At 58.9% G+C, this 26748-nt stretch carries 22 protein-coding genes, 1 tRNA gene and 1 pseudogene; 14 read left to right on the top strand and 10 right to left on the bottom strand.

What is annotated here, in order from left to right; all coding sequences use genetic code 11:
* Positions 1-26: 26 nt before the first annotated feature.
* From CU048_02720 to CU048_02705, 4 genes are all read right to left on the bottom strand, one after another.
* A complete protein-coding gene (locus tag CU048_02720) occupies positions 27-2351 on the bottom strand; it encodes an exopolysaccharide biosynthesis protein (protein ID QBR70368.1) in 2325 nt (774 codons plus the stop codon).
* Positions 2352-2736: 385 nt separating this feature from the next.
* Positions 2737-3879 (bottom strand): glycosyltransferase family 1 protein, encoded by a 1143-nt coding sequence (locus CU048_02715; GenBank protein QBR70367.1) that lies wholly within the window; start codon positions 3877-3879, stop codon positions 2737-2739.
* Positions 3880-3907: 28 nt separating this feature from the next.
* Positions 3908-4909: a glycosyltransferase family 2 protein gene (locus CU048_02710; GenBank protein ID QBR70366.1), complete on the bottom strand. Its 1002-nt coding sequence runs from the start codon at positions 4907-4909 to the stop codon at positions 3908-3910.
* A 37-nt stretch (positions 4910-4946) separates the two neighbouring features.
* Positions 4947-5828 carry a hypothetical protein gene (locus CU048_02705; protein QBR70365.1) on the bottom strand — a complete coding sequence of 294 codons (882 nt, stop codon included), beginning with the start codon at positions 5826-5828 and terminating at the stop codon, positions 4947-4949.
* Between the two features lie 277 nt (positions 5829-6105).
* On the opposite strand from CU048_02705, the gene CU048_02700 reads away from it, so the two are divergent.
* From CU048_02700 to hppA, 6 genes are all read left to right on the top strand, one after another.
* Positions 6106-7245 (top strand): UDP-glucuronate--glycolipid 2-beta-glucuronosyltransferase, encoded by a 1140-nt coding sequence (locus CU048_02700; protein QBR70364.1) that lies wholly within the window; start codon positions 6106-6108, stop codon positions 7243-7245.
* A gap of 200 nt (positions 7246-7445) precedes the next feature.
* Positions 7446-7793 carry a hypothetical protein gene (locus CU048_02695; GenBank protein ID QBR70363.1) on the top strand — a complete coding sequence of 116 codons (348 nt, stop codon included), beginning with the start codon at positions 7446-7448 and terminating at the stop codon, positions 7791-7793.
* A gap of 243 nt (positions 7794-8036) precedes the next feature.
* A complete protein-coding gene (locus CU048_02690; GenBank protein ID QBR70362.1) occupies positions 8037-8528 on the top strand; it encodes a 6,7-dimethyl-8-ribityllumazine synthase in 492 nt (163 codons plus the stop codon).
* Between the two features lie 209 nt (positions 8529-8737).
* The gene (locus CU048_02685) at positions 8738-9208 is read left to right on the top strand and encodes a transcription antitermination factor NusB (protein QBR70361.1); all 471 of its coding nucleotides are present in this window, start codon (positions 8738-8740) and stop codon (positions 9206-9208) included.
* A 4-nt stretch (positions 9209-9212) separates the two neighbouring features.
* On the top strand, positions 9213-10208 hold the full coding sequence (gene thiL / locus CU048_02680; protein QBR70360.1) for a thiamine-phosphate kinase: 996 nt from the start codon (positions 9213-9215) through the stop codon (positions 10206-10208).
* 141 nt (positions 10209-10349) lie between these two features.
* Positions 10350-12488 carry a sodium-translocating pyrophosphatase gene (gene hppA / locus CU048_02675; GenBank protein QBR70359.1) on the top strand — a complete coding sequence of 713 codons (2139 nt, stop codon included), beginning with the start codon at positions 10350-10352 and terminating at the stop codon, positions 12486-12488.
* Between the two features lie 244 nt (positions 12489-12732).
* Here the strand turns inward: hppA and CU048_02670 are convergent, their stop codons facing one another.
* Positions 12733-13194, bottom strand: coding sequence for an outer membrane protein assembly factor BamE (locus CU048_02670; protein QBR72607.1), 462 nt, complete (start codon positions 13192-13194; stop codon positions 12733-12735).
* A gap of 279 nt (positions 13195-13473) precedes the next feature.
* Here CU048_02670 and CU048_02665 point away from each other — a divergent pair, with 279 nt between their 5' ends.
* The 7 genes from CU048_02665 to CU048_02635 all read left to right on the top strand — a co-directional run bounded on the left by CU048_02665 (position 13474) and on the right by CU048_02635 (position 18647).
* Positions 13474-14001: a ubiquinol-cytochrome c chaperone gene (locus tag CU048_02665; GenBank protein ID QBR70358.1), complete on the top strand. Its 528-nt coding sequence runs from the start codon at positions 13474-13476 to the stop codon at positions 13999-14001.
* A gap of 28 nt (positions 14002-14029) precedes the next feature.
* Positions 14030-14620 (top strand): metal-binding protein, encoded by a 591-nt coding sequence (locus tag CU048_02660; GenBank protein QBR70357.1) that lies wholly within the window; start codon positions 14030-14032, stop codon positions 14618-14620.
* 412 nt (positions 14621-15032) lie between these two features.
* Positions 15033-16118 (top strand): phosphate acyltransferase, encoded by a 1086-nt coding sequence (locus tag CU048_02655; GenBank protein ID QBR70356.1) that lies wholly within the window; start codon positions 15033-15035, stop codon positions 16116-16118.
* A 17-nt stretch (positions 16119-16135) separates the two neighbouring features.
* Positions 16136-17140: a 3-oxoacyl-ACP synthase gene (locus CU048_02650; GenBank protein ID QBR70355.1), complete on the top strand. Its 1005-nt coding sequence runs from the start codon at positions 16136-16138 to the stop codon at positions 17138-17140.
* A gap of 342 nt (positions 17141-17482) precedes the next feature.
* Positions 17483-17863, top strand: coding sequence for an integration host factor subunit alpha (locus CU048_02645; protein ID QBR70354.1), 381 nt, complete (start codon positions 17483-17485; stop codon positions 17861-17863).
* A gap of 51 nt (positions 17864-17914) precedes the next feature.
* Positions 17915-18436, top strand: a complete 522-nt coding sequence (locus CU048_02640; protein QBR70353.1) for a MerR family transcriptional regulator — start codon at positions 17915-17917, stop codon at positions 18434-18436.
* A gap of 133 nt (positions 18437-18569) precedes the next feature.
* Positions 18570-18647, top strand: a tRNA-Pro gene (locus tag CU048_02635).
* 418 nt (positions 18648-19065) lie between these two features.
* On the opposite strand, the pseudogene CU048_02630 reads toward CU048_02635, so the two are convergent.
* From CU048_02630 to CU048_02615, 4 genes and pseudogenes are all read right to left on the bottom strand, one after another.
* A pseudogene (locus tag CU048_02630) lies at positions 19066-19257 on the bottom strand (hypothetical protein).
* Positions 19258-19425: 168 nt separating this feature from the next.
* Positions 19426-19608 (bottom strand): hypothetical protein, encoded by a 183-nt coding sequence (locus CU048_02625; GenBank protein ID QBR70352.1) that lies wholly within the window; start codon positions 19606-19608, stop codon positions 19426-19428.
* Between the two features lie 206 nt (positions 19609-19814).
* A complete protein-coding gene (gene katG, locus CU048_02620; protein QBR72606.1) occupies positions 19815-21995 on the bottom strand; it encodes a catalase/peroxidase HPI in 2181 nt (726 codons plus the stop codon).
* A gap of 190 nt (positions 21996-22185) precedes the next feature.
* A complete protein-coding gene (locus CU048_02615; GenBank protein QBR70351.1) occupies positions 22186-24957 on the bottom strand; it encodes a phosphoenolpyruvate carboxylase in 2772 nt (923 codons plus the stop codon).
* 461 nt (positions 24958-25418) lie between these two features.
* Here CU048_02615 and tsaA point away from each other — a divergent pair, with 461 nt between their 5' ends.
* On the top strand, positions 25419-25892 hold the full coding sequence (tsaA, locus tag CU048_02610) for a tRNA (N6-threonylcarbamoyladenosine(37)-N6)-methyltransferase TrmO (GenBank protein QBR70350.1): 474 nt from the start codon (positions 25419-25421) through the stop codon (positions 25890-25892).
* A gap of 22 nt (positions 25893-25914) precedes the next feature.
* Here the strand turns inward: tsaA and CU048_02605 are convergent, their stop codons facing one another.
* Complete coding sequence (locus CU048_02605) at positions 25915-26739, bottom strand: hypothetical protein (GenBank protein QBR70349.1); 825 nt, start codon at positions 26737-26739, stop codon at positions 25915-25917.
* Positions 26740-26748: the final 9 nt, after the last annotated feature.

Here is a 26748-nt window from a genome sequence, read left to right as displayed (position 1 = left end):
GGCGGTTTGTGATTTCGCCTGAAGACCTAACGTTGCGCCCCTACCGAGCTTTTTGGAACACTGGATTGCGGCCGGTCCGGATTGGTGTATCGAGCGTGATATTTTTCGTAATAATAATTGTTTCGATAGCGCTCATACCGTCCGATCGAGGTCATGTCGACCTTGTTCAGGATGACGCCGAGAAGACGTTCGTACAGCTCCGGTGCGCCGGATAGACCGTGTTTGACCAGATCGATCTTGGTGGCGCCCCATTCCACAACATAAAGATAGGAGTCGACGAAGCTGGTGGAAGCGCGCGCGTCGACGACCGGAATAAGCGGCGGCAAGTCGGCGATGATATAATCATAGGTGTCCTGCAGCGTCATGATGAGCTTCTTCATCGCGTCGGATGCAAGCAGCTCGTTTGTATGGGGCAGATTTGACGTTTGGCCCGAGGGGAGCATCCGCAACCCGCTGCGCGGATTGACCAACAACACCTCGTCAACCGTTTTCCAACCCGCGAGAACGTCGATCAGCCCCGGTCCGTCGTAGGCCAATTGGCGCGACAGGCTCGGATTGCGCAGGTCGGCGTCAATTAAGATCGCGCGGCTTCCCCCATGGGCGATGAGTTGCGCATAATTGGCGCAGATCGTGGTTTTACCTTCGCCAGGGACGGTGGAGATCACCCCCATGACGCGTTTGGATTTCAAAATCCCACTGATGTCGCTCGCAACCTTCACAGTGCGCAAAGCTTCGCTGAACTGCGAAAAAGGTTCATCCAGAACTTGATCGAGCAGAGGGTGCGACCGAATGCGCAATGGCCCAGGACCGAGGAGGGGCGGTGGCGGCGGGCTATCGAGGTCTTCGGCGTCGGATATGGCCGGCGCCTTCAGCCGGGGCAGCATCGCCAGGCAGTTGAGCTGCAGTTCTTCCTCGACCTGATCGCTCGAACGGAAAACCCGGTCCATCATCTCCCGCACGGCCGCGATCCCGAAGCTCACCGCCAAGCCGGCGGCCGCAGTGATCAAAAGGATCAGCGAGGTCTTGGGAAAGCTTTTCGACAAAGGCGTTTCGGCAGGCCCGATCAGCCGAGCCTCGGTGATCGGGAAGGACTGCTGCTGAACGGCTTCCATGTAACGCTGCAGGAAATTGTCGTGCAAAGACCGCGAGGTTTGAGCGTTGCTTTCGAGCTCCCGGAGCTGAACTTGCGCCTGATTGGTAATCTGGGATTGCGATACCGCCTTGCCGAGGCTGGTGCGCAGGCTCTGTTCGCGAGCAAGGGCGATCTGGTATTCGCTTTTGTAGCTTTGCTCGATCTTTCCCATTTCGTCCCTGATCGAGCGGAGAACCTCGCGCATCTGGGTGCGCTGGGCCAAGACCGATAAATGTTCCGCGCCGTATTTCTGCGTCCAGATCGATACACGGGAGGCCATTTCCAGATATTCGCCGCGCAATTTGATGATGATCTGATTGTTCAGGGCATCCGCAATGGACGCGTCCGGCACCTCCTGTTTCAGAACTTCCTGAATCCGGTCATAGCGGGCTTTGGCTTCGGCGGTTGCGGCTTGGGACAGAATGAGCTGGCTGTTGACCTCCGAAAGCTGCTGATCATTCATCAGCCGGCCGCCGGTATCGATGATGTTGTTTTTCTCGCGGAAATTCACAACAGCCTGTTGCTGAGCGGCGACTTGGGCGCTGAGTTCCTTCAAGCGGTCCTGCAGCCAGACGCTTGCGCGCCGCGTCGCTTCATATTTGGCCTCGAGCTGGTCGTCGATATAGGCGTTCGCGATAGCGTTGGCGATTCGCGCTGCCTTTTCGGCATTGGTCGACTGAACGCTAATTTCCATGACATAGCTTTGTCCGACGCGAGTCACGGTCCGCTTGCCCTGGAATACCGCGAGGACGCTCAGCATGCGCTGCGATTCTGTCGGCGGTGGCCCGGGGGTCGAGAACAAGCCCCAAAACTTGGCCGTGAGAGAGCCGATAAATCCGGGACGGCCGCCGGCAAATTCCGGATCGTCCATCAGATGCAGTTCCTTGACGACCGCACGGCTGACATTCTGGGATTTCAACAGTTCGATTTGGGTCTGCACCATCCCGACGTCCACGGTCGGCTCCCCGCCCTTGGCCTGCGGGTCAAGCAACTGCGCTTTTCTGGTGTCGATCATCATCGAGGCGGTAGCGACATAGGTCGGCTTCGTGACGAATAGATAGATAACGCCGAGGGACATGCACAAAATGAAAAACACCAGCATGATGGGAAGCTGGTGGCGAATGATCCGCATATAGAAATTACGCGGGCCCAATTCCGGAGGCCCCCCCGCATTTGGGCTCATTTCGTTCGAAAGGAGACGCTTATCCACCTTCAACATTCGGTTCATCGCCGCTCTTTAAACTTTCGTTTCGCCAAACCCCACAGTGATGTTCAGCATAGTCAAGCGCACACAGGGATCCGTGCGGAGGCTCACGTCAAACTTTTAAGTATTATTGCATGTTCTCGCATAATCATTATCGAAAAAGGTTTGAAAGTCCGCCTTACCGGCCCTGTTGACACCTCGCTCGCGGTTGAAAATGCCAAAACTGGATGAACGTCTGGCGACCGCCCAGTATTCACCTCAATTGGATATGCCGCCGCCCGCTTCAAGGAGCAATGCCCCAAACGGGCTGTTCTATTCTGACAGCTGAAAATATATATCACGTCACTTTGGTTTTTTATAGTCTGCGGTTCCTCCAACCGACACCTTCAAATCGATGCGATCAATCCGTTTGCCGCAATGTTGACCGAATCAAATCGAGATACAGCCCCGCGCTTTTGCTCCAGGAGAATTGCTTAGCTCGGGGCGGTCCTTCGGCGCGCAAGGTTGCGGCCAAGTTCGGGTCCGCGTGCAGACGCCGGACCTGATCGAGCCAGGCGCGCGGCGCATTTGGATCGGCGTAAAGCGCAGCATTGCCGCAGACTTCCGGCAAACTCGCGCAGCCGGACGCGAGGACCGGACATCCGAAAGCCAGGGCTTCAAGGGCCGGCAGCCCAAAACCTTCCGTCAGCGAGGGAAAGGCAAAACAGAACGCGTTTTGATAAAGGGCCGCGAGATCGTCATCCGAAACAAAGCCCAGCATCCGCACATTGGACGGGACTTTTTCCCCGTCGATCGCGGAAAAATGTTTGTATGTTCCCCCGGCGGCAAGAAGATCGAGGCCCAAATCGTCAAGCTCCTTGGCGATGGAAAAAAGGATCTTCACGTTTTTGTGCCGGGCTTGGCTTCCCAGCACAAAAACAAACGGACGACGATATGACGACGGTGAAGCGTAAGCAGAGCGTTCAGGACGCCAACGCTTGACGTGTTCGTGTCCATTCGGAATGACGGTAATCTTTCCGAAAGGGCAAAGGCCAAATTCGTCCAACATGCGGGCCGAGAAATTCGAAACCGTCACGACATGAGCGGCTCGTCTGGCGAGGATCGGTAAGACCGTCTTGTAATAGAGCCGGAAAAAACCGCTGTAAGTTTCGGGCGTCAGACAAATGTTGGCGTCGTGGATACACAGGATTTGTTCGGCGACGGTCAGCGGCCCGACGTTGGCAAGGCTTAGCAGCACGCCGCGCGTCAGCCACGGCAGGACAAGTTGCGTCCACAGAGCTCCCCCGATCGGCACGCCTGATGTCTGGGTGTCGATGACAGCCAGTTCGAGAGGGTTCGCGGGCCCGGAGGGTTTGACGAGTCTTGCGGAGAGCGACGATCGCAGGGGTTCGTTTTGGAGCTGGGCATCCAGCTCAGCGACGATCTCGCGGGCGTATCTTTGCACCCCGGTACGGGCCTGCGTCAGGAACCGGCCGTCGATCGTTAGGTTGCGTTGCACGCCGTAACCCTGCTTTTGAGCTTGAGGACTAAGGCCAGGAGCCAAAAATAGCAGGATTGCGGGGTGTTAAAAGTCACCCTAAGAGCCGGCCGCTCCAGCCTTCGAATCGCCCGATCGCTGTATTTCGATAGTATTGAAAAGCTGAAAGTTTTCCCTCGGCCAAAGACAAAGCGGACTTGACTGCGGGACGAGCGATCCAATTCAGCGCAGACCAAAGCCCGTACCCATGTCGGCGAAGCACATAACCCAGCCCGCGACCGTACCGGCGACCCTTTCCCGTGCTGTTTGCTTCTTTTTCGACGGCGAATTTGGCATGATAGCCATAAAGCGACGGATCGAAATAGGCTTTTAGGCCCCTTGCCAAGGCTCGAAGGACGATATCTTGCCCCTCGCAAGATTGCCAGGGGGTTGACGCACCGATGCCGATTTCTGGATCGAACCCGTCGACCGCGACCAGGGTCGAACGCTTGAAGACGATCGTCCATTCGATTCCGGTGGTCCAGACATTGGCCCGGTCAATAGCCTGAGCTTTGGTTTCATAACGACCGTTAATGCTGTTTCCATCCTGATCCGCGGCCCGTCCCGAAACGAGATCCGAGCCTGTGGCCGCGAGAAGGTCGAGAGCGTGCGAAATGAACCAGGACGGATACCAGCAATCGTCGTCAGGAAAAAGGACAACGGACCCCTGCGCCTTTTTCCAGCCGACATTGCGTCCGCGACTGAGGCCGCGTTCGGCAGGCGTATGGATGTGCCATAAGGGGAATGGCCATTTGCTCCGCTTAAAAAGGGAGTCCAGCCGATCATCGTCGTTTTGATCGACGATGATCACTTCAAAATTCTTATGGGTTTGCAGGTCGAGGCTCTTAAACAGATCCTCGAGGGTTGTTGTGCGCCCACAGGTGGACACCACAAGCGAGACCAGGGTTTTTCCATTGTTCGGGTCGATGGCGTTGTCGGCCTGCAAAGGGACCACCAATTGGAAACCTGTCTCGCTACGATTGTTTCTATCGATGCAAGGTCGGATTGGATGACATCCCGCCACCTTGCTACCTTGGCACCATACGAAATTTGCCATCGGTTAGGCAAATCGATCGGGATATTTTCCGTGATCGCTATTTGAGGTCGAAAATTCGTCTTGGATGAAGGCGGCCACGAATGAGATCCAGGAGGCCGAGCGCATTGCCAAGCGCGCGGCCGCGCCGGTCGATCCAGGGCTCGGGCCGAAAGGATCTGCTGAAATTGGCAAGCAGGTTGCGCGTGGCCTGACCTAACGCGCCGCTGGGGCGGACGGTGCCCTTGCGCCAGAGATAATAGGGGTTGGCGATTTGCGAATAGCCGAATCTCACTCCAGATGTGCGGCCGCCTTTGACGCCAAGATGCACGCCAATCATCCGTGGGTTCTTGACGATGCGGCCATAGGGGGCAAGCCGCCGGCAAAAATCCACATCCTCGGCCCAGCCATACAGCGGCAAATCCTCATCGAAGCGCAAAGCATGGGCGTGGATTGGGGCGAGACGCAAGGCCATGTTGCAGCCATAGGCGCTATAGCGATCCGTTAACGGCTGATCTCCTGCTACGGGCTTGAACGATGCCAGAGCCTCCCTTGCGGTGGCGACATCGATTCCAGGTCCCGTGATTCCATCGGCGATGACATGGCCCGTTGCGGCGACAATCGTCGGATACGCCGCAAAACAGCGTTCCAGCTCGTCGAGGTAAGACGGCAGAGGCAGGAAATCGTCGTCAAAGAACATGATGACATCGAAGTCCTGGGCGACGCCCAAAATGGCATTGCGCTGCGCGGGCAAGCCGCGCGGCCCTTCGACCACCCGAAGCGGGTAGGGCAATTGTGCCGTCAAAGTGGCGTCGAAATCGGCTTCCGCCGCCGGACAGACAATCAAAATATCGGGAAGGCGCGTCTGGCGTGCCAATTCAACCAGGGTTTCCGCCAATATGGAGCGGCGGCCAGCGGTTGCGATTCCTACGGCGATTTTCAAAGGGAATCGCTGCAAAATCAGTCCTGCTTCCTCAATGGATGTGCGCCCTTAGGGGGTCGAGTAACTGGATGGAAACTCGCTGTCAAGCGAGGGCGTGTCCTGTCCCACGAAACCCCAGCCGGCCTCGCTCGCCCCCCAACACGGAAACCCGTGTCTGTCCTCACAACGAAACCATTCAACTATGAAGACCTTAAGACGTATCCGAACCAGCAGCAGTTGACCACGCTATAATAAATGATTATATTTAGCAGATGTCAGTCGACTTTTGCAGGACTCGATGGGCGGAAAAATCCTTATCATTTCCGGGCATGATTTTCGAAGCCGCCGCAAGGCTAATATTCATTTCATCGCCAAGGAATTGGCCAACACCCAGTCGGTTCGCTTTCTTTCCATTGGCTTCAGCAATCTCTCGCTCCTCAAGGGGGATTCTCGCTGCGAGCTGGCTTCCGAGGCCAATCGCGTGTGCTGCGAAAGCGACATCGAATGTTTCTTATGGAAAACCTTCATTCACCCTAGCAACATAGGAAGTCGTTCGCTTCGCTGGCTGGAGCGCGCGCATTTCGATCTTTATCGCACGCGCCTTCCCGAGGTTGCCTTGCGGTGGATCGGTGAGGCGGGGACCGTCATTTTGGAATCGGGGCTGAGCGTCCTTTTTATCGAACTGATCCGAAAAATTAATCCGCTCGCCCGCTTGATTTACAACGCTTCGGACGACCTCAGTGCGATCAGCTGTTCCACCTATTTGCAATCGGAACTTGACCGGCTCGCCGGATGTCTTGACTGGGTGCGGCTTCCCTCCCGGGCGCTTGCCAGCAAATTTCGCTCGGACGTTCCGGTTTACTTCATCCCTCACGGCGTCGACGTCCGCCTCCGCGACCAAGTTCATGAATCGCCATTTGAAAGAGGTACCCACGCGGTTTCCGTTGGCTCGATGCTGTTCGATGAGAGCTTCTTCGTGCTGGCGGCGGATCAGTTTCCCGAAGTGCAATTCCACGTCATCGGGGCGGGCAAGACGGGCAGCGCCCTGGCGCGCGCGAATATCCAGAATTATGGGGAAATGAAACACGCCGAGACCGTGAAATTTATCAAGCATGCGAAATTCTGTATCGCTCCCTACCGGCGCAACGACCACGCCGAGTATCTGGCGGATACCTCGATGAAATTATTGCAATATGATTTCCTCGGAGTGCCCGCCGTCTGCCCGAGTTTCGTGGCGGGGGATCGGCCTTATCGATTTGGTTATGAGCCCGGCGACAAGGCGTCGATCCGGAGGGCTATTCTGGCCGCCATGCGCCAGGGAAAACATAAAGGAACCGAGTATCTTAGCTGGGCGGACGTGACGAAGCGCCTTCTCAATCCGCTTGACTATCCGGACACACGCCTGCGGCCGACCGACCGTCCAAGAGTTGCGGCTTAAACGGCCGGGTCCCGCGCAATCGATGGCAAGCGCTGCCGAAAATCATTGTTTATATTCGTCTTGCCTGCGAAAAATTCACCAATTTGATGGGTGATCTTTCGTTGCAGATGTGCTTGACACATGCGGACAGCGCCGCTGAAAATCCAGATCAGTGGCTCCCCGCGGAGTTTGCAATGCGAAAAATGTCCAGGTTCGGATCCATGTCCAGCAACGCATCCCTTTCGACAGGGCTTCTGATCACCGCCCTCTTGCTGTGCGGCTGTAATCAAACAAATAGTCCTTCCGCGCCTGTAGCGGCGGTGGCACCTCAAGGTCCGGCCCGCCCGGACTGGCCGAAATTGCCCGATGGTGCTGCCTGCACCACGGATCTCACGCGCTATCAGACGGTGCTTGATGCCGATGTGGGCACCGGAAACGTCAACCGGTCCGTCTATGATCAGATTGAGACCGAGCTTGTCGCCGCTGCCAATGCATGCGCGGCTGGCCGCGACGGCGAGGCGCGCGCGCTTATTCGGTCCACCAAACTTAAGCATGGCTATCGCGCCTGACACGGGCCGGTATAGCTGAAAGGACCAGCCGGTCCAGCAGAGCGGCCCGGCTGGTGCGCAGGCAATGTGGAGCTTGCAGCCTTGCGCACCCTCGCTCCGAGGCGAAAACAAGGGCCGCGCGCGAAACCGCTCGCAATTTGAGATCGCCGTGGTTGGTCCTCCGCGGAGGTGGGCTTGCCGGAAGCGAATTTGGTTGTTACTCGAAGGCTACGCTTCCGCGCATCACCCACTCGAGTGCACTTCATGGCATTGCCGCGCCGTTCTTCGGCCTCTCCCGACTCGTTCGCGAAAGGTGCGAGGTTCCTGATTGTCGAGGCACGCTTTTACCAAGATATTTCGGCTTTCCTGCTCGAAGGTGCAAAAGCCGCATTTGCCTCGGCCGGGGCCAATTTTGACATCATCAGCGTCCCTGGCGCGCTCGAAATCCCCCTAGCCATGGCCATCGCGCTCGACCGCGCGCAGGCGTTGGATCGAGCCTATCAAGGAGCAATCGCCCTTGGGTGCGTCATCCGGGGCGAGACCTATCATTTCGAAATCGTCGCAAGTGAGAGCGCGCGCGCCCTTATAGAGCTTGCGATGGCGCGGAAACTGGCCTTGGGCAACGGCATCTTGACGGTTGAGAACGAGGCGCAGGCTTTGATCCGGGCTGATTCCAAACAGGGTGACAAAGGTGGCGATGCGGCGCGGGCCGCGCTTTCGCTGCATCGGCTTAAGGTTGAAATCGGCGGCGCCTAGAGCGCTTCCCGATCAGATGGAATCATCTGATCGAAAAGGAAACGCTCAAGTTCAACGAGTTGGAGCATGTTCTAATCGAAAAAGTCGGTCAACTTTTTCGGAACATGCTCTAGAACCATCCTTCTGCCGAGATCTGTGCCCGCAGCGCTGAGAAACGCGAAAAAGACACTCAATGGAGCGCTCCCGCCGCTCGAACCGAAAGCGCTTTGATGGCCAATGTCGATCAACGTTCCGCCGCACGCCTCGCCGCGGTCCAGGCTCTTTATCAAATGGAGGTCACCGAAAAGGGCCTGAAGGAGACTTGCGCCGAATTCGAATCCTTCTGGATCGGCAATGAAATCGAAGGCGAACAATATAAGGAGGCGGAAATCGCGTTCTTTCGCGATATTCTGAGGGGCGTGATCTCAAGCCAGGGTCCGATCGACAGGCTGGTCAACACGACTCTCGCAACAGGCTGGCCGCTGGCGCGGATCGACGCGGTCATGCGCGCCATTTTACGCGCCGGAGCCTATGAATTGCAGCAACGAAAGGATATTCCGGCGCGCGTTTCGATCAAGGAATATGTCGATGTTGCCGGCGCCTTTTTTGGCCCTGAAGAAGCCGGGATGATCAATGCCGTGCTGGATGGCATGGCACGCCGCCTGCGGGCGGACGAATTTGAACAAACTTCCCCCAATTAGCCGCATGCGACGCCCTTCCGAAGATGAATTGATCGCAACCTATTTCGCGCCGCTGGCCGGGCCGGGCTCATTTGGTTTGCGCGACGATGCGGCCGTGCTCGTCCAAAAGCCGGGGGTCGATATCGTTGTCACCAAGGATATGGTGGTGTCCGGGGTCCACTTCTTTCCCGAAGATCCGCCGGGTGCCGTGGCGCGCAAAGCTTTGCGGGTAAATCTCTCCGATCTCGCAGCCAAGGGAGCGGAGCCCTGCGGATTTCTCCTTTGCCTTGCCTTGCCCGAGGATTGGACCGAGGACTGGCTTGCCGGCTTTGCCCAAGGCCTCGGCGAGGATGCGGCCAGCTACAAATGTCCGCTGCTCGGGGGCGACACGACACGAATTCCCGGGCCGCTGGCCATTTCCATCACCGCTTTCGGAACGGTGCCGGCAGATCGAATGATCTTGCGGGGTGGTGTGGCCGCCGACGATCTCATTTATGTCACCGGAACGATCGGCGATGCCGCCCTGGGGTTGAAATTCCGCCAAGATGGAGCATCGGGCGCGGAATGGACCCGCGCGGTCGATCCGCAGGCGGCCGCCTATCTCGCGAGCCGCTACCTTCTGCCGCAGCCTCGCCTCGCTTTGCGCTCGGCTCTTCGCGCCCATGCGCACGCGGCCATGGATGTCTCGGACGGTCTCGTCGGCGATCTTTCGAAAATGCTGCGCTTGACCGGAATGACGATCGAGGTCATGACCGCCGACGTTCCGCTGTCGGCGGCGGCGGCGGATATTTTGGAAAAAACGCCTTCTCTCGTCGAGACGATTCTGACCGGCGGTGATGACTATGAAATCCTTTGCTCAATTCCTCCTTTGCAAGGTGGAGGTTTCGAGGCCCTTGCCTCGTCAGCGGGCCTCTCGGTTCGCGCCATTGGTGTGGCCAAGCCGGGCCTTGCCCCGCCCAATTTCCGGGACAAGGAAGGCCGGGCTCTCGTCTTTGCACAGCCTTCCTTCCGGCATTTTTAACGGTTAGTCGCCATTCGCGGGTTGGGAGCTGGCAAGCGGCAATTGCATGGCGATGCGGTTTCTGTATAGCTCCGGATAAAGGGACGCGCCCTCTGTCTCGTCAAAGCTTCGAACAATCGAACAATTAGGTAAGGTGGGAACATGAATTCCATTTGGCTGGTGATTTTGGCAGGGCTTCTGTCGATCGTCTACGGCGTGGTGACGTCGTTGAAGCTTTTGGCCGCTGATCCCGGTTCGGCACGGATGCAGGAAATCGCCGGAGCGATCGCGGAAGGTGCCCAAGCCTATTTGAAACGACAATATGCCACGATCGCAATTGTCGGCGCGGTGATTTTCGTCGCCTTTGGTTTTTTCCTTTCCTGGACGATTGCGGTCGGGTTTTTGATCGGCGCCATTCTGTCGGGCGCAGCCGGCTTCATCGGCATGAATGTTTCGGTCCGCGCCAATGTACGCACGGCTCAGGCTTCCATGACCTCGCTCGGTGCCGGCCTCGATATTTCGTTCAAGGCGGGTGCCGTCACGGGAATGTTGGTGGCCGGCCTCGCGCTTCTCGGAGTCGCGGTTTATTTCTATATTCTGACCGGTCCGCTCGGCCACGCACCCAACAGCCGCGAAACCATTGACGCGCTTGTTGCCCTCGGTTTTGGCGCCTCGTTGATCTCGATCTTCGCACGTCTTGGCGGCGGTATTTTCACCAAGGGCGCCGATGTGGGCGCCGACCTCGTGGGCAAGGTCGAAGCCGGGATCCCCGAGGACGATCCTCGCAATCCGGCGACAATCGCCGACAATGTCGGTGACAATGTTGGCGATTGCGCCGGTATGGCAGCCGACCTTTTCGAGACCTATGCGGTGACGGTCGTCGCGACCATGGTGTTGGCGGCAATCTTCTTCGCCAGCCAGCCGGTTCTTTATGCCGCGATGCTGTATCCTTTGACGATCTGCGCGGCTTGCATTGTGACTTCGATCGCCGGCACCTATTTCGTCAAGCTCGGTGCCAGCAATTCAATCATGGGCGCCCTTTACAAGGGCCTGACCGCAGCCGGTGTCTTATCCATCGGGGGCCTTGCGCTCGCCACCTGGCTCACCGTCGGTTGGGGCACGATCGGCACGGCGAATGGCACGGCCATTCAAGGCTCGCATCTGTTTATCTGCGGCCTCGTCGGTCTTCTCGTTACCGGGCTTATCGTGGTTATCACCGAATATTACACAGGCACCGGAAAGCGCCCCGTCGTATCGATCGCACAATCCTCGGTCACGGGACATGGGACCAATGTCATCCAGGGCCTTGCCGTCTCGCTCGAATCGACGGCGCTGCCGGCGCTTGTCATCATCGGCGGCATCATCGCGACAAGTCAGCTCGCCGGCCTGTTCGGGACCGCCATCGCCGTGACGACGATGTTGGGCCTCGCGGGAATGATCGTCGCGCTCGATGCGTTTGGACCCGTGACGGATAATGCCGGCGGCATTGCCGAGATGGCGGGCTTGCCCAAGGACGTTCGGCGCGTCACCGATGCGCTCGATGCTGTCGGCAATACCACCAAGGCGGTCACCAAGGGCTATGCGATCGGCTCCGCCGGACTCGGCGCCTTGGTGTTGTTCAACGCCTACAGCCACGACCTTGACTATTTTGCCGCCAACTCCGACCTGTTTCCCTATTTTAAGGGGATGGGCACGGTCTCCTTCGACATCTCGAATCCCTATGTGGTGGCGGGGCTGATTTTTGGCGGGATGATTCCTTACCTCTTTGCCGGCATTGCGATGACGGCGGTCGGCCGGGCGGCCGGCTCGGTGGTCGAGGAAGTGCGCCGCCAGTTCCGCGAGAAGCCGGGGATCATGCAGGGGACCGACCGCCCCGATTACGGCCGGGCCGTGGACATGCTGACAAAGGCGGCGATCCGGGAAATGATCGTGCCGTCGCTGTTGCCGGTGCTCGCCCCGCTCGTGGTCTATTTTGGCGCGCTGTTGGTGTCGGGTTCCAAGGCGTCCGCTTTCGCCGCGCTGGGGGCCTCGCTCCTCGGTGTGATCGTCAACGGCCTGTTTGTGGCCATTTCAATGACCTCCGGCGGCGGCGCCTGGGACAATGCCAAGAAGAGCTTCGAGGATGGTTTTGTCGACAAGGACGGCGTGAAACATTTTAAGGGCGGCGAAGCGCATAAGGCCTCGGTGACGGGCGACACTGTCGGCGATCCCTATAAGGACACCGCGGGTCCGGCCGTGAACCCGGCGATTAAGATCACCAACATCGTCGCGCTTCTGTTGCTTGCCTTCCTCGCTCATTGAGCGATCAACCGATCTCGCGTTCGCGGCTGAGTATGCTCCAGTTTGGAGCTCACCTCGAGGCGCGGCGCGGGCGCTGAGTTCGATCATTGCAGTCGCAAGGGTTCATGCGAATGCAGTGAGAGGCACGATCCCTAGAGCGCTTCCCGATCAGATGCAATCAATTGATCGAAAAGGAATCGCTCAAGTTCAACGGGTTGGAGCATGTTCTGATCGAAAAAGTCGGTCAACTTTTTCGGAACATGCTCTAGAAGTGCAGCAGGTTGATGAACATGCCCTTGAGGAAGGTCGATTCCGCACCGGCGGTCGGCGTTGTACGGGAGACGAAGTCAACCAGCTTGCCGTCCTCCATGCCATAATTGGCGACGCGCTCGACTTTCTTGTCCTTGGTGAAATACACGGCAAAGACCCGCTGGTCGATCAGGCGCGGCTGCATGAACTGGACGCTTCGATCGGTGACCTGAGTAATATAGTACCAGGCGTCGCCACCGATGGTGGAGGTCGTCGTGGGTGTTCCCATCAAGACCAGGATCTGCTCCGCAGAGGAGCCGACCTTGACCTGTTCGATCAATTTCGGGTTGAGCTGATAGCCATGTACGACTTGACCGTCATAGCCAAGGCAACCGCCCAGCCCCAGCGCAAGGGCCGCCGCCAACGCAAATCTTATGTGGCGCCGTGCTTCGCGTGGTGCGATCATCTCAAACCCCATTCTCCGAGCCCTCTGGTCGAGCATTCCGTGCGCCGCAGACCTCTGTTCGGCCGACAAGATGCTGAGGCGCAAGACCATTCCACAAATTGCGTGAATAAATTGTTTGCGCGATCTCCTCATCGCTCCGACGCTGGCAGGAGACCTGCCCTGGGGCGTTCCGCCGTCGCAACTCTTGCATCGAGGCCGCGCGATGCCTACCTCCCGTCGAAGCGAAAAGCAAGACCGTGCGGACTTTAGGCATCGGCCGTGCCGGGTAAGCGTGCCTTTTATGGGGGTAGCATGGGATTTCGGCTGTTTCGTCGATCCGCCAACCGCAAACTGATCGACCGGCTTCACGGCGAGATCGTGGCGGTGGCCCGCGATCCGATATTTTTCACGGAATATGGGGTCGAGGACAGTTTTGAAGGGCGTTTCGAGATGGTGACCTTGCACGCCGTGCTCGTCTTGCGGCAGCTCAATCGGATGGCGCCGCCGGCGCCTGAAATCGCCCAGGACTTGGCGGATGCCGTGTTTCATTCGTTCGAGGTGGGGTTGCGGGAGGCGGGGGTGGGCGACATAAGCGTGCCAAAGCGCATGAAGACTATTGCCGAAGCCTTTCTGGGGCGCGGTGCCGTCTATGATCTTGCCTTGCGCGCAGGGCCGCCGGATCTGGCCGCGACACTCGCGCGCAATGTCTATGCACGGCAGAAAGATGCGGGCAGGCTCTCCCTTTATGTGGAAGCGGCGAACCAGGCTCTGGCCAATGTGTCTCTGAAGGCATTCACCGAGGGCGAGATTCTCTTTCCGCGCCCGTCGGCCATTTCTTAGAATTAACTTTCGCGTAGGGGCGGTGGCGATGACAACGAGGAAAACAAGCGAAGCAGACTCCCGCAAGAGCGTTGCGGCTGCCGAGCCGCGCGAGCAAGGAGGGTTCACGCGTCCGCTCGCGGTCGAGACCGTCCCGGACACGGGCATCGAAGTGGCGATAAATGCCGGGCCAGAGGAATGCGCGGCGGTTGCCCAGGAAGCCGGGGTTGCGGCGATCGCCAGCCTTGCCGCCGATTTCCTGGTGCTTAGGCAAGATCAGTCGAGATATAGAGTGAATGGGGTCCTGCGGGCGCAGGTGACCCAGACCTGTGTCGTGAGTCTCGAGCCTTTCGACACCGAAATACGGGCTGAATTCGCGGTCGATTTTGCGCCTGCGGAGGCTCTGGCCAAGCGTCGCGGCGATGCAAGCGACGAGTCCGCGGTGGAGTTGGACGGTGCTGACCCGATCATTGACGGGCGCATCGATCTCGGCGCGTTGGCCGTGGAATTTCTGATTTTGAATCTCGATCTTTACCCCCGTAAGCCCGGCGTCTCCTTCCAGGGAGCCGAATTTTCAGATGCGCCAAAAGAAGAAGATTCGCCTTTCGCAGCCTTGCAGAAGCTCAAACCCAAAGGCTGAGAACAAGTGCATTGCCCCGTTAAGCTAGCCCAGCGTGCGGGTGGGACAGCCTAGGCCGAGTCTGTTCTGCAATTGGCTATCCTGGTCCGATCTCGCACATGCGAAGGGTCTCGCCTGAAAAAAGGCTTGAACAAAAGAGATTTTTCCAGTGTTACCGTCCAGGCCAGACAAAGAAAACGCGGCGAACGCGCTATGGCCGAAAAGTAACAACCATTCTGGGGAGGGCACGTGTCCAGTTCAGTGCAGCCAAATGACCGAGGCCGACCGATTGATTGATCATTCCGCTGGCGGGTGCCCGGCGTTTTTCCGGCGCGTTCCGCAGCTTGCCAAGAAACTTTCGTGTAATTCATTCGTCCATGGCGATTTGGTCGCCGCCAAGAACCTACAGCGCCGACCCGGAGTTGCGTAATCCATGCTCAAGCCAGTCCGAATCGCGCTCGACGCCATGGGGGGCGACCACGGGCCCGACGTGATCGTGCCGGGGGCCGCGCTTGCACTGCGGCAGCGGCCCGACATGGAATTCATCTTTTTCGGCGATTCGGCCCGGATTCAGCCGCTTCTGGAAGCCGCGCCGCAGCTCTTGAAAGTTTCAAAAGTGCGTCACACGGATGTGGCCGTTCGCATGGATGACAAGCCGAGCCAGGCCTTGCGGGCGGGCAGGCGCGTATCCTCGATGTGGCTTGCCATCGAAGCGGTCAAAAAAGACGAGGCGGACGTTGCCCTATCGGCTGGCAATACGGGCGCCTTGATGGCGATGGCCAAGACCTGCCTGCACATGATGCCGCAAATCGATCGGCCGGCCATTGCGGCCACCTGGCCGACCACACGCGGGCAGTCGATTGTGCTTGATCTCGGTGCGTCCATCGGCGCCGATGCGCATCAGCTAGTTGATCTCGCCATCATGGGCTCCGCCATGGCGAGAATCGTCCTTTCCCTCGAACGCCCTTCGGTGGGGTTGCTGAATATTGGAGTCGAGGAAGTTAAAGGCATTGAGGAAGTCAAAAAGGCCTCCCGTCTGCTTCGGGAGACTGTTTTACCCAATCTTGAGTACCGGGGGTTCGTCGAGGGCGACGATATCGGCAAGGGGACGGTCGATGTCGTGGTGACCGACGGCTTTACCGGCAATATCGCTTTAAAGACAGCGGAAGGCACGGCGGTTCAAATGGCGCAATATCTGCGCGAGGAACTCAGCCGCGATCTGTGGTCGAAGCTCGGCTATTTCTTTGCAAGGCATGCGTTCGCGGCATTGAAGGCCAAGATGGACCCGCGCAATGTGAATGGCGGAGTGTTTCTAGGGTTGAACGGAGTCGTCATCAAAAGTCATGGCGGTTCTGACGCCTTGGGAAGTGCGCGCGCGATGGAAATCGGTTATGCCATGGCGCGCAATGATTTATTGCGCAAAATTCGAGATTCGCTTCCAGTGGCCCTGGACAATGGATCAACACGTCCGAAGTTCGAGGTCGCGGGTGCGCCGGAGCCCGCGCCGTCCAATCCATGACCGGCTCTCCTTTTCCGATGGAAAATTCCGTGACCCACGCAGCGTCAGGCAAGCTTCGTTCCGTTGTTGTCGGGCTCGGCTCCTACCTTCCCAAGCGTATCCTGAGCAACCACGACCTCGAAAAGTCGCTTGACACGACCGACGAATGGATCGTGCAGCGAACCGGCATCCGGCAGCGCCATGTCGCCGCGGAAGACGAGCCAACCTCTCGGCTCGGCCTTTACGCAGCCCAGGCCGCCCTCGCAGATGCCGGTCTGCAAGGCTCAGACCTCGATCTGATAATCGTCGCGACGTCGACGCCCGATTTCACGTTTCCTGCGGTTGCAACGCAGATCCAGGCCGCACTTGGCATGACGCAAGGTGCGGCCTTCGATCTCCAGGCCGTATGTTCAGGCTTCGTCTTTGCCGTGACGACAGCCGATAAATTTTTAACGTCCGGCTCGCACCGGCGAGCCCTGGTCATTGGCGCGGAGACCTTCTCGCGCCTCCTCGACTGGACTGATCGCACCACCTGCGTGCTGTTTGGCGATGGGGCCGCGGCAATTGTGCTCGAAGCGCGGATGGGAGAAGGAACCGCGCAAGATCGTGGGGTCCTCACGTCGCATCTCCGTTCGGATGGGCGCCACCGGGAAAAACTCTATGTTGACGGGGGGCCTTCCACCACGCAGACCACGGGGCATTTGCGGATGGCCGGCAGGGAGGTTTTTCGGCACGCGGTAGGCATGGTCACGGATGTGGTCACTCAGGCGTTCGAAGCAACCGGAACGAGTGCGGCCGACCTTGACTGGTTTGTGCCGCATCAAGCCAATCGCCGGATTATCGATGCATCCGCGCAGAAACTCGGGATCGCAGCCGAAAAAGTCGTTGTCACGGTGGATATGCACGGCAATACCTCGGCCGCCTCAATTCCTCTTGCTCTTGCGGTTGCTAGGGACGACGGCCGGATCAAACCCGGAGACCTTGTCATGATCGAAGCCATGGGCGGTGGTTTTACCTGGGCATCGGCGCTCATCCGCTGGTGACCTCGCCGGCAAGGCGCTGGGTTCGAGGGTTGATTTGATCGAGATTTTGTTCCACAGTTTCAGGCTCGTTCGTTTGGCGCCAAGAACGTGAAAATGCGCGTGGTGAATCCGGGAGCCGAGCCCCGGAGATTAAAGTCGATCTTGACTTGAATCATTTTAGCCAAACGATTTAGGTTCGATATTTGAATGATCGAGCGCTGTCCATTTAACGTTGCCTGCCTGTGCGTGTTTTTAATTGTTTTCTTTTTTTTGTCTCGGCGGCGTTACGCCGTTGCCTGATCCGTCCTATACCGCACAACTGGAAAAGATCGACGGGATTGAAGGATGAGAAACTCCGAACCTATGCACGCTTCTGCAGAGCTTGGACTATCGGCCGCACAACATGCGGTTGAACCCCCGCCGCGCACAACGCCGCAGACGATCACGCGTGTTGATCTCGCCGAGGCGGTGTACCGCTGCGTAGGCTTGTCGCGAAAGGAATCGGCGACTTTGGTGCAGTCCGTGTTGGACGAGTTGGCCGATGCCTTGATTGGCGGCGAAGCCGTTAAATTGTCTTCATTCGGCCGGTTTGTTGTGCGGGATAAGTCCGAACGCATTGGGCGCAATCCCAAGACCGGGGTTGAAGTTCCGATAACCCAGCGCCGCGTTTTGGTGTTCAAGCCCTCGAGTGTCCTCAAGGCTCGGATCAATGGCCAGGTCGTCCCCGATGAGGAGGATATCTGACGTTTCTGAGCGCTCAAAAATGCGGTCTCACCGGCGTGGAGCTTGAGACGAATGACCAAGAGCGCCGATGCATTTCGAACGATCAGCGAAGTAGCCGAGGAACTCGAACTGCCGCAGCATGTCCTGCGGTTCTGGGAGACCCGGTTCCCTCAAATCAAGCCGCTTAAGCGCGCGGGGGGGCGCCGCTATTATCGCCCCCGGGATATCGAGATTTTGCGGGCCGTCAAACAACTCCTTTACGGCGAAGGTTACACGATCAAGGGCGTCCAACGTGTCTTGAAAGGGCATGGTGCGGTTACCGCTGCGAACGCCATGGGCGGCGACGGCGGTTCGGACTATGTTTCTGACACGATGCCGAATATGCCTCCGCTTGGGGAAGGCGACTGGCAAGCTCGGGACGTCTCCGAGGCATCCCCTCAGTCTGCCGCCAAGCGCGACGAGACGCGGGACAAGACAGGCCCGGATTTTGTTTGGCCTGTCGCCTTGTCGTCGGAAGATATTGTCCGGCTGCGTGCCGCCTTGGCAGAACTCGCCGAGTGCCAGACGATCCTCGAAGCTGCCCGGCGCCGTTAAAAGCGTAATCCAGTTCGTCCAGGCTCTTGGATGCCTTTCGAGCGGGACGCGCGGCGCTGATCAAAATTTGGCCGGTCCCTGCGTCGCCCGACGCGTTGCGTATGCGAACGGCATTCTCTATAAGGACGGTCGTCGGAGTGTAGCGCAGCCCGGTTAGCGCACTAGTCTGGGGGACTAGGGGTCGTGGGTTCGAATCCCGCCACTCCGACCACTCAACGACTTGATATTACATGTAAATTTGGAAGAACGCTTTCCGCCATTTAACTCAAATAGCACGCTGGTGACCACATGGCTTCGGTTTGGGAGCTTGAATCGCATCTCCCGCAACATCACCAACCGCAAACTGCCAAACCCAATGACCGGACATGGAACGGAAATGCCAGAACCGACGATACTGACCCGTTGCTGACCAAGGCGGCGCCCTCTGGGGGGAGCCGAGGTCTGATTGTCCGCTGGTGCCTTCGACCAATTGGCGGAGGCAGACGCAGCAATTAAGACCAAGGACATGCTTGTGGTGAACCAGCGCCCCCAGCGTCAGAACGTGTGGATACCCAAGCAACCGTCCCAAAAGGGCGCCGTCCAGACATGACAGTCATACTGGGATCGCCAGGGCGATGAACTCAATTCGGTGATCGCCCCCCAAAGAGTGCACGAAGCAGCACGGTAATTGTCGTGCCGTTGTGCAGCATGGCGGCCGTGAGCGGAAGAAGACGGCCGAAAGCTGCCCCGGCCAGAATTACGGTATTAACACTCACCGCGATCCGGAAATTCGAATGGATGAGCCGCATCGCATCCTGGGCGATGTCGACCATGGTGGCCAGCGGCAGGCATGTCGGCGCGATCGCGCAGCTGCATTTTTTCCTCGACGAGATCTTCCCGGATTCGATCGGCAGACCGCTTTTCGCCCCCGCAGGCTACATGCATTGATAGATTAACCTGCTTGTACCGCTCCAGCCTCTGCCCACTGAATGACGGCTCCTGGCGCAAGGCTAGAGCATGTTCCGAAAAAGTTGACCGACTTTTTCGATCGGAACATGCTCCAACTCGTTGAACTTGAGCGATTCCTTTTCGATCAGATGATTCCATCTGATCGGGAAGCGCTCTAGGGTGCCCATAGTGCGCAATTTCTTCTGAAGTTGGATGAAGAGCCGACGTACCGCTGTCGTAGTCATTCGTCTCAGTTTGACCCTAACCGGACAGGTCTCAACTGACCTCCTCGCCGCCGCCAAAGGCGATTTCGCCGCCGCAATTTAATTTGCAAACCCAGGAAAAATCGTAGAGCCCACGTCAGGCTTACGTAGCCTCGATCTGGTCTCGATCACTCCGATGCTCGGTCGCGGCTGCGCTCTAGTAGCCCTCGCAAACCTTTCCGCAGAGATCAGGCGAGGTCGAAGCGATCGAGGTCCATCACCTTGGTCCACGCCGCCACGAAGTCTTTCACAAACTTCTCCTTCGAGTCCGCGCACGCATAGACTTCCGCGAGGGCGCGCAGTTGCGAGTGTGAACCGAAGATCAGGTCGACGCGCGTGCCGGTCCACTTGACCTCGTTCGTCTTCCGGTCGCGCCCTTCGTACACCCCTTCAGAGCCAGCGGAGGGCTGCCATTGCGTGCCCATATCGAGCAGGTTGACGAAGAAGTCGTTCGTCAGCGTCCCCGGCTGCTTGGTGAAGACGCCGTGCGTTGAGTTCCCCGCATTCGCGCCCAGAACCCGCAGGCCGCCGACGAGAACCGTCATCTCAGGCGCGGTCAGCGTTAGTAATTGCCCCCGGTCGACCAGGAGCTCCTCGGCCGACAGGCGCTGCTTGCCGCGGAGATAATTGCGGAACCCGTCGAAAGTCGGCTCGAGCGGCTCGAAGGATTCGACGTCGGTCTCATCCTGCGACGCGTCCATACGACCCGGCGTGAATGGAACCTCCACGTCCTGCCCGGCGTCTTTCGCCGCCTTCTCGATCGCCGCGCAGCCGCCGAGAACGATCAGGTCGGCAAGTGAGACCTTTTTCCCGCCAGACTGTAAAGCGTTGAACTCCTTCTGGATCGCCTCGAGCGTTTGCAGCACCTTCGCCAGCTGGGGCGGCTGGTTGACGTCCCAGTCCTTTTGCGGCGCGAGGCGAATGCGCGCGCCGTTTGCTCCGCCGCGCTTGTCACCGCCACGGAACGTCGACGCCGAGGCCCAGGCCGTCGAGACGAGCTCGGAAACGGACAGGCCAGACGCAAGGATTTTTGCCTTCAGAGCGGCGATGTCCTGCTCCCCGATCAGCGGATGATCCACTGCGGGAATGGGGTCCTGCCACAGCAGGGTCTCCGCAGGGACAAGCGGGCCGAGATAGCGCACGATCGGCCCCATGTCGCGGTGCGTCAGCTTGAACCACGCCCGGGCGAACGCGTCGGCGAACTGATCCGGATTCTCGAAGAAGCGCCTTGAGATCTTTTCGTAAGCCGGGTCGAACCGCAAGGCGAGATCCGTGGTGAGCATGGAGGGCGCGCGACGCTTCGACTTGTCGAACGGGTCCGGCACCGTATCGGCGCCTGCGCCATCCTTAGGCTTCCACTGATACGCGCCGGCCGGGCTCTTGGTCAGTTCCCATTCGTAGCCGAACAGGTTCCAGAAGAAGTTGCTACTCCACTTGGTCGGCGTCGTGGTCCAGATGACTTCGAGGCCACTGGTGATCGCGTCACCGCCCTTGCCCGTGCCAAATGTGTTCTTCCAGCCGAACCCCTGCTCCTCGATGTTTGCGCCTTCGGGTGCCGGGCCGACATATTGCTTCGCATCGCCAGCGCCGTGGGTCTTGCCGAAGGTGTGACCGCCCGCAATGAGCGCGACTGTCTCCTCGTCGTCCATCGCCATTCGCCTGAATGTCTCGCGAATATCCTTGGCCGCAGCGACCGGATCCGGCTTGCCGTTCGGCCCTTCCGGATTCACGTAGATCAAACCCATTTGCACGGCGCCGAGAGGATTCTGAAGGTCACGGTCGCCGGTGTAACGCTCGTCCGCCAGCCACTCGCCTTCAGGACCCCAGTAGATCGAATCGTCCGGCTCCCAGGTATCCACGCGCCCGCCGCCGAAACCGAACGTCTTGAAGCCCATCGATTCGAGGGCGACATTGCCCGCGAGAATCATAAGGTCGGCCCAGGAGATTTTCCGGCCGTATTTCTGCTTGATCGGCCACAGTAGGCGGCGCGCCTTGTCGAGGCTCACGTTGTCCGGCCAACTGTTGAGGGGCGCAAAGCGTTGCTGGCCATCTCCGGCCCCGCCGCGGCCGTCAGCGATGCGGTACGTGCCAGCGCTGTGCCACGCCATCCGGATGAACAGCCCCCCATAGTGGCCAAAGTCGGCCGGCCACCAATCCTGCGAGTCCGTCATCAGGGCATGAAGATCCTTGATCACGGCATTCAGGTCGAGGCTCTCGAATTCCTTGGCGTAGTCGAACGCCTCGCCCATCGGATTGGACAGGGTGGAGTGTTGGTGGAGAACCTGAAGGTTCAGCTGGTTCGGCCACCAGTCCTGGTTCGTGTGTACGCGTGTCCCGCCCGTTACAGGGCACTTGCTTTCGCTCGCCATGTTCCCTCCGGTCGCGTTCTGCTTTTTTCCCGTTCCGTATACAAGGATCATCAATCCTTGGAAAGTGATTTAGTCCGAGCCTCGTTGCGCGCCTGCTCGGGCGTCATCGCACCATACCTGCCGATGGTAGCGAACTGCTTTGCGGGTTCGAATTCCGCCACTCCGACCATTAACCGATCCTTCCGGACGATCACCCTGTGTTGCGCAGGCCCGCAGCGACGCCGTTGATCGAAATCAGAATGCCGCGCAGCGTTTTGTCGTCGTGCTTGCCGCTTCGCCAGCGGCGAATAAGCTCGACCTGGAGATGATTGAGCGGCGCAATATAAGGGAACCGGTGTTTGATCGACCGCGCCAGCGTGGGGTTATCGGCGAGGCGCTCCTTTGTGCCGGTGATGCCGTTGAGCACTTCGATCGTGCGGCTCCATTCCTGTTCCAGCGCCCTAAAGATGCTTTGGGCGAGGTCATGGTCGGGAACGAGATCCGCGTAACGCTTCGCCAGCAGCATGTCGGCCTTGGCAAGCACCATGTCCATATTCGACAGAAGCGTTCGAAAAAACGGCCATTGGTCGTTCATGCGTTTCAGCAGGGCCATTCGTTCCGCGGGCGCCTCCGCGATGAAATTTTCTACCGCCGATCCGAAGCCGAACCAGCCGGGCAAAGCGATGCGCGCCTGACCCCATGAAAAGCTCCAGGGGATCGCGCGGAGGTCCTCGATCCGCCGGGTCGAACGCCGGGACGCCGGACGCGAGCCAATGTTCAGCTCGGCGATTTCCGCGATTGGCGTGGCAGCGAAGAAAAAGTCGACGAAGCCTGGCCGCTCATACACGAGGGCGCGATAGGCCGCCATGCTCTCTTGCGAAAGCCGAGCCGCCGCTTGGAGAAACTCCTCCGGGGCGGGAATTTTCGGTGCAAGAAGAGTCGCTTCGAGCGAGGCGGCAACAAGAGCTTCGAGGTTATCGCGTCCGATATCGGGGTTGGAATATTTGGATGCAATGACCTCGCCTTGTTCGGTCAGTCTGATCTGCCCGTTGACCGTTTCTGGGGGCTGCGCGAGGATTGCCTGATAGCTTGGCCCACCGCCACGCCCGACCGTTCCGCCGCGGCCATGGAAAAGACGTAGCGTGACGCCTTCGTGCTCCTTGAAGAACTTCGCGAGCGCTGTCGAAGCGCGATAGAGCTCCCAATTGCTGGTGAAGAATCCGCCGTCCTTGTTGCTGTCCGAATAGCCCAGCATGATTTCCTGTTGGGCGCCCGACGCGCGGATGAGGTCGGCGACACCCGGCAACGCGTAAAGCGCCTGCATGATGGCTTCGGCATTGCGCAAATCCTCGATCGTCTCGAAGAGCGGAACGATCAGCAATTCGGCCCTCGCATCGGCGTCTCCGAGCGCGCCTGGCACCATGCCGCATTCTTTCAGCAGTACAAAGACCTCAAGCAGATCGCTCACCGTTTCCGTGTGGCTGACGATGTAGTGACGGATCGCTTGCTCGCCGAATGATTTGCGAAGTTCTCTCGCCGTCTCGAAGATTTCGAGTTCTTCCTCGGTGTGGGCAGAATATTGGACACCGGGGACGCGCAGCGGGCGCGGATCCCGGAGAAGATCGAGAAGCAGCGCTTGCTTGTCCAATTCGTCGAGGTTGGCATAGTCGGCAGCCACCCGGGCGATGGAGAGAAGTTCGGCAAGTGTCTCCTGGTGCCGGTCGGAGCTTTGGCGGAGATCGACCGTCGCGAGGTGAAAGCCGAACACGTCGACAGCGCGGCGCAAGGGCTTGAGCCGTGCAGGGATCAAGGCGCCGCCGTGGTTTGCTGCCAGCGATGTTTCGATGATGCCGAGATCGGCCTGCAGCTCGTCCGCGTCGCGATAGGGTTCGACCGGCAAGGGTGTATATGTCACCGTCTTGGCGCCGGTCAGCTTCAGGAGGCTGGCCGATAGACGCGCGTGGACGCCGATGAGCGCGCGCCGATAAGGCTCGTCTTCGCGATGCGGGTTCTCATCGCCGGATCGATCCGCCAACGCCTGCAATTCGGGTGTGCAGCCGACGAGCAGGCTCGAGATCGAAAGTTCGCTACTGAGTTCACGAATTTCCTGCAGATAATGCTGAAGCGCCGTTTCGCATTGCCGCTTGAGCGCAAGCGACAGCGTTTGCGCGTTGACGTTGGGATTGCCGTCACGATCGCCGCCGATCCAGGACCCCATGCGGAAAAACGGTGCCACAGCCGCGCCACCGAGCCTCTCTTCGAGCTCGGCATAGAGGCGGGGTATTTCTTCAAGGAAGGTCGTTTGATAGAAGCTGAGCGCGTTTTCGATCTCGTCGAAGACGCTCAAGCGTGAATAACGCAGCAGCCTGGTCTGCCAGATCTGTGCAATTCTTGCCCGCAACAGAGTCTCGTTCTGCCTTTTCTCGCGCTCGCTTTGCAAACCTTCTTGCGCGACAAGGAGCTTCGCGATCGAGCGCTCCGCATCGCGCAGGCTTTTGCGCTGCACTTCGGTGGGATGCGCGGTCAGGACGGGCGAGACCAAACTCCGGCCGAGCGCGGCGCCGATCGTCTCCGGCGATATCCCGGCGGCGGCAAGACGCTCGAAGGTGGAGGCAAGGCTCCCGGTGTTGGACGCTTTCGGGGATTGAATTTCCTGTGCCGCGCGGCGACGAATATGATGCCGGTCCTCGGCAATGTTGGCGAGATGCGAGAAATAGCTGAAGGCCCGGATAACTGACATTGCTTGTTCTGCCGTCAGCCCTCGCACGATCACGTCGAGCTTGCGGCCCACTTCCGGATCGGCAGCCCGTTCGAAGGCGACGCTGAGGCGGCGAATGCTTTCAATGCGCTCGAATGCTTCGGCGCCATCCTGCTCCCGGATCGTGTCGCCGAGCAATTGGCCGAGAAGGCGAATATCGTCGATGAGCGGCTGCTCAATCGTGAAGGCGCCATTCGTCGAAGGAAAACCGAGCGTTTGTGTCATTCAGGCCTCATGAAGCTTATCTTTGGCGGATTGGCGGCTCAATCGAAGGGCGCAATCGAGGGCTCATTGTTAGAGAAAACACCGGCCCGGCGCCAGTTGTTGGCAAGGCCGCCGCGAAACGCTCCTTCATAGCCGAACGGCTGCGGCATTCCTAACGGGAGTAAGACAGCTTTGAACCTTAAAAGCGTTGGGAAGGACCTGCCAGTGCATTCGTTCGGCAAAGCGCTCATTTTCGATGCTGAAAGAGCAAAGTTTAGCTCTCATGTCTTGAAGAGAAAGGGAAGGCGCGCTCGGCCTCGCGCTCGAGGCGGGCCTCGTTGCGTCGCAGGACAGCGAACCCCGCAATATGATGCACCTCCCTGCCTAAGTGTTGCCTGCTAAGCCGCATGACGCCGAGACAAACTCGCTGTAAAATAAATGAACAAAGACCGTTGTAATACACGCGAACCTGGAGAGCTGCGATGCGTCGCAATGAAGTCGCGGTCGAGCTGCCAGCGCACGTCGACGCGGGGCTTGTTTTCATCGGCACGATCGCGACCCCCTGGAAATCGCGGACGGAGTGCCCGCGCCAGGGAAGCTTTGATGGACCGATCTGCCAAATCGAGGTGAGCCAGCCATGGGCGGCAGCCCTTGACGGCATCGAGGAATTCGAACGCATTGAAGTTCTCTATTGGCTGCACGAGTCCCGCCGCGACCTTGTGCGCCAGAGCCCAGGCGATGACGGCATGACACGGGGAACTTTCGCAATCCGATCGCCGGTTCGGCCAAATCCAATCGGCACCTCAATCGTCACGCTTGTCGCGCGGCAGGGCTCGGTTCTTAGCGTGAGAGGGCTCGACTGTCTCGATGGCACGCCGCTTCTCGATCTCAAGCCGGACCGAAGCTTGCTCAAATGTGTCACGCAACGGCGGGCCGGTGATTTCGAGACAGAATGATCAGCATGGACCCTCAAAGCCATTAAAGGAAGCGGTCAAGAGAAACCGGGGTCCAGCCCGCCAACTCCATTTCAATGGCAAAGACGACCCCCCGCGCGATCAGCTGATCGGTCTTGCCGCTGCCGCTGACTTGCGTATTCGCCTTGGTGGCGATTTCAGCGACTGCGGTGCCGGCGACGACGGCACGTCCATTGCGCTGAAGCCCAAGAATGCGTCCAGCGACGGGAGAGGTCACGGGTGTCGAACCGATGAATCCCAAAGGCTCCTCCACGCTCACTGTTTCGCCGATGATCTTGCCGGTGGTGAATATCCCGGTTTCCGACGCGATCGAAGAGTGAGCGTCATTCGGTATTTTGTCGCGCTCGGTAGGTGCATTGGAGCCAGCCCTCCCGCTCCGGACAATGGCGCCGACATCCGGACCAAAGGTCTCGATGACCAAATCGCAGTCGAGGCCTGCAATTGGTCCCGGCCCCAAAGCAATGGTCAGCTCCGCGTGGCTCTTGATGCGCTCGAAACGGCGTTCGCCCGGCGTTTGGGCGTCAATAATCACATCCCAGGGCCAGCGTTCGACGACCTCGCCCAGAGGATGGGTCAGAATGGGGATGAACATGCGATTGCCGAGTCCGATCAGAAAATCCGAGCTCAGATCGGCGCGACGTGCCTGGACGCCGTCGAGCATCGACGCGTCATCGTACCACGCGTCGACAAATGTCATTTTTCGGCGCAGCTGGGTTGGCGGTGTGGGTTGGTGGATCGCGACGGCATAGCCGGATAACAGAAGCATGCGAGCCACGGCCGAAGCCGTCTCGTCGATTCCGAAGATCAGAATGCAAGCTTGATCGCTCATGGATTTAGA

The sequence above is a fragment of the Beijerinckiaceae bacterium genome (assembly GCA_004564215.1).
Classification (GTDB): Bacteria; Pseudomonadota; Alphaproteobacteria; order Rhizobiales; family Beijerinckiaceae; genus Methylocapsa.
The sequence above is the reverse complement of the archived record's forward strand: the minus strand, read 5'-3'. Positions and strand labels throughout refer to the sequence as shown.

What these genes read in the sequence shown, in the direction of transcription:
- hppA (QBR70359.1), top strand. Translation starts at nt 10,350, where the DNA reads ATGAATTCCATTTGGCTGGTGATTTTGGCAGGGCTTCTGTCGATCGTC.
- CU048_02645 (QBR70354.1), top strand. Translation starts at nt 17,483, where the DNA reads ATGCACGCTTCTGCAGAGCTTGGACTATCGGCCGCACAACATGCGGTT.
- CU048_02710 (QBR70366.1), bottom strand. Translation starts at nt 4,909, where the DNA reads ATGGCAAATTTCGTATGGTGCCAAGGTAGCAAGGTGGCGGGATGTCAT.
- CU048_02720 (QBR70368.1), bottom strand. Translation starts at nt 2,351, where the DNA reads ATGTTGAAGGTGGATAAGCGTCTCCTTTCGAACGAAATGAGCCCAAAT.
- CU048_02685 (QBR70361.1), top strand. Translation starts at nt 8,738, where the DNA reads ATGGCCAATGTCGATCAACGTTCCGCCGCACGCCTCGCCGCGGTCCAG.
- CU048_02700 (QBR70364.1), top strand. Translation starts at nt 6,106, where the DNA reads ATGGGCGGAAAAATCCTTATCATTTCCGGGCATGATTTTCGAAGCCGC.
- CU048_02695 (QBR70363.1), top strand. Translation starts at nt 7,446, where the DNA reads ATGTCCAGCAACGCATCCCTTTCGACAGGGCTTCTGATCACCGCCCTC.
- CU048_02670 (QBR72607.1), bottom strand. Translation starts at nt 13,194, where the DNA reads ATGGGGTTTGAGATGATCGCACCACGCGAAGCACGGCGCCACATAAGA.
- CU048_02615 (QBR70351.1), bottom strand. Translation starts at nt 24,957, where the DNA reads ATGACACAAACGCTCGGTTTTCCTTCGACGAATGGCGCCTTCACGATT.
- CU048_02605 (QBR70349.1), bottom strand. Translation starts at nt 26,739, where the DNA reads ATGAGCGATCAAGCTTGCATTCTGATCTTCGGAATCGACGAGACGGCT.
- CU048_02625 (QBR70352.1), bottom strand. Translation starts at nt 19,608, where the DNA reads ATGACTACGACAGCGGTACGTCGGCTCTTCATCCAACTTCAGAAGAAA.
- tsaA (QBR70350.1), top strand. Translation starts at nt 25,419, where the DNA reads ATGCGTCGCAATGAAGTCGCGGTCGAGCTGCCAGCGCACGTCGACGCG.
- CU048_02640 (QBR70353.1), top strand. Translation starts at nt 17,915, where the DNA reads ATGACCAAGAGCGCCGATGCATTTCGAACGATCAGCGAAGTAGCCGAG.
- CU048_02690 (QBR70362.1), top strand. Translation starts at nt 8,037, where the DNA reads ATGGCATTGCCGCGCCGTTCTTCGGCCTCTCCCGACTCGTTCGCGAAA.
- katG (QBR72606.1), bottom strand. Translation starts at nt 21,995, where the DNA reads ATGGCGAGCGAAAGCAAGTGCCCTGTAACGGGCGGGACACGCGTACAC.
- CU048_02665 (QBR70358.1), top strand. Translation starts at nt 13,474, where the DNA reads ATGGGATTTCGGCTGTTTCGTCGATCCGCCAACCGCAAACTGATCGAC.
- CU048_02650 (QBR70355.1), top strand. Translation starts at nt 16,136, where the DNA reads ATGGAAAATTCCGTGACCCACGCAGCGTCAGGCAAGCTTCGTTCCGTT.
- thiL (QBR70360.1), top strand. Translation starts at nt 9,213, where the DNA reads ATGCGACGCCCTTCCGAAGATGAATTGATCGCAACCTATTTCGCGCCG.
- CU048_02660 (QBR70357.1), top strand. Translation starts at nt 14,030, where the DNA reads ATGACAACGAGGAAAACAAGCGAAGCAGACTCCCGCAAGAGCGTTGCG.
- CU048_02655 (QBR70356.1), top strand. Translation starts at nt 15,033, where the DNA reads ATGCTCAAGCCAGTCCGAATCGCGCTCGACGCCATGGGGGGCGACCAC.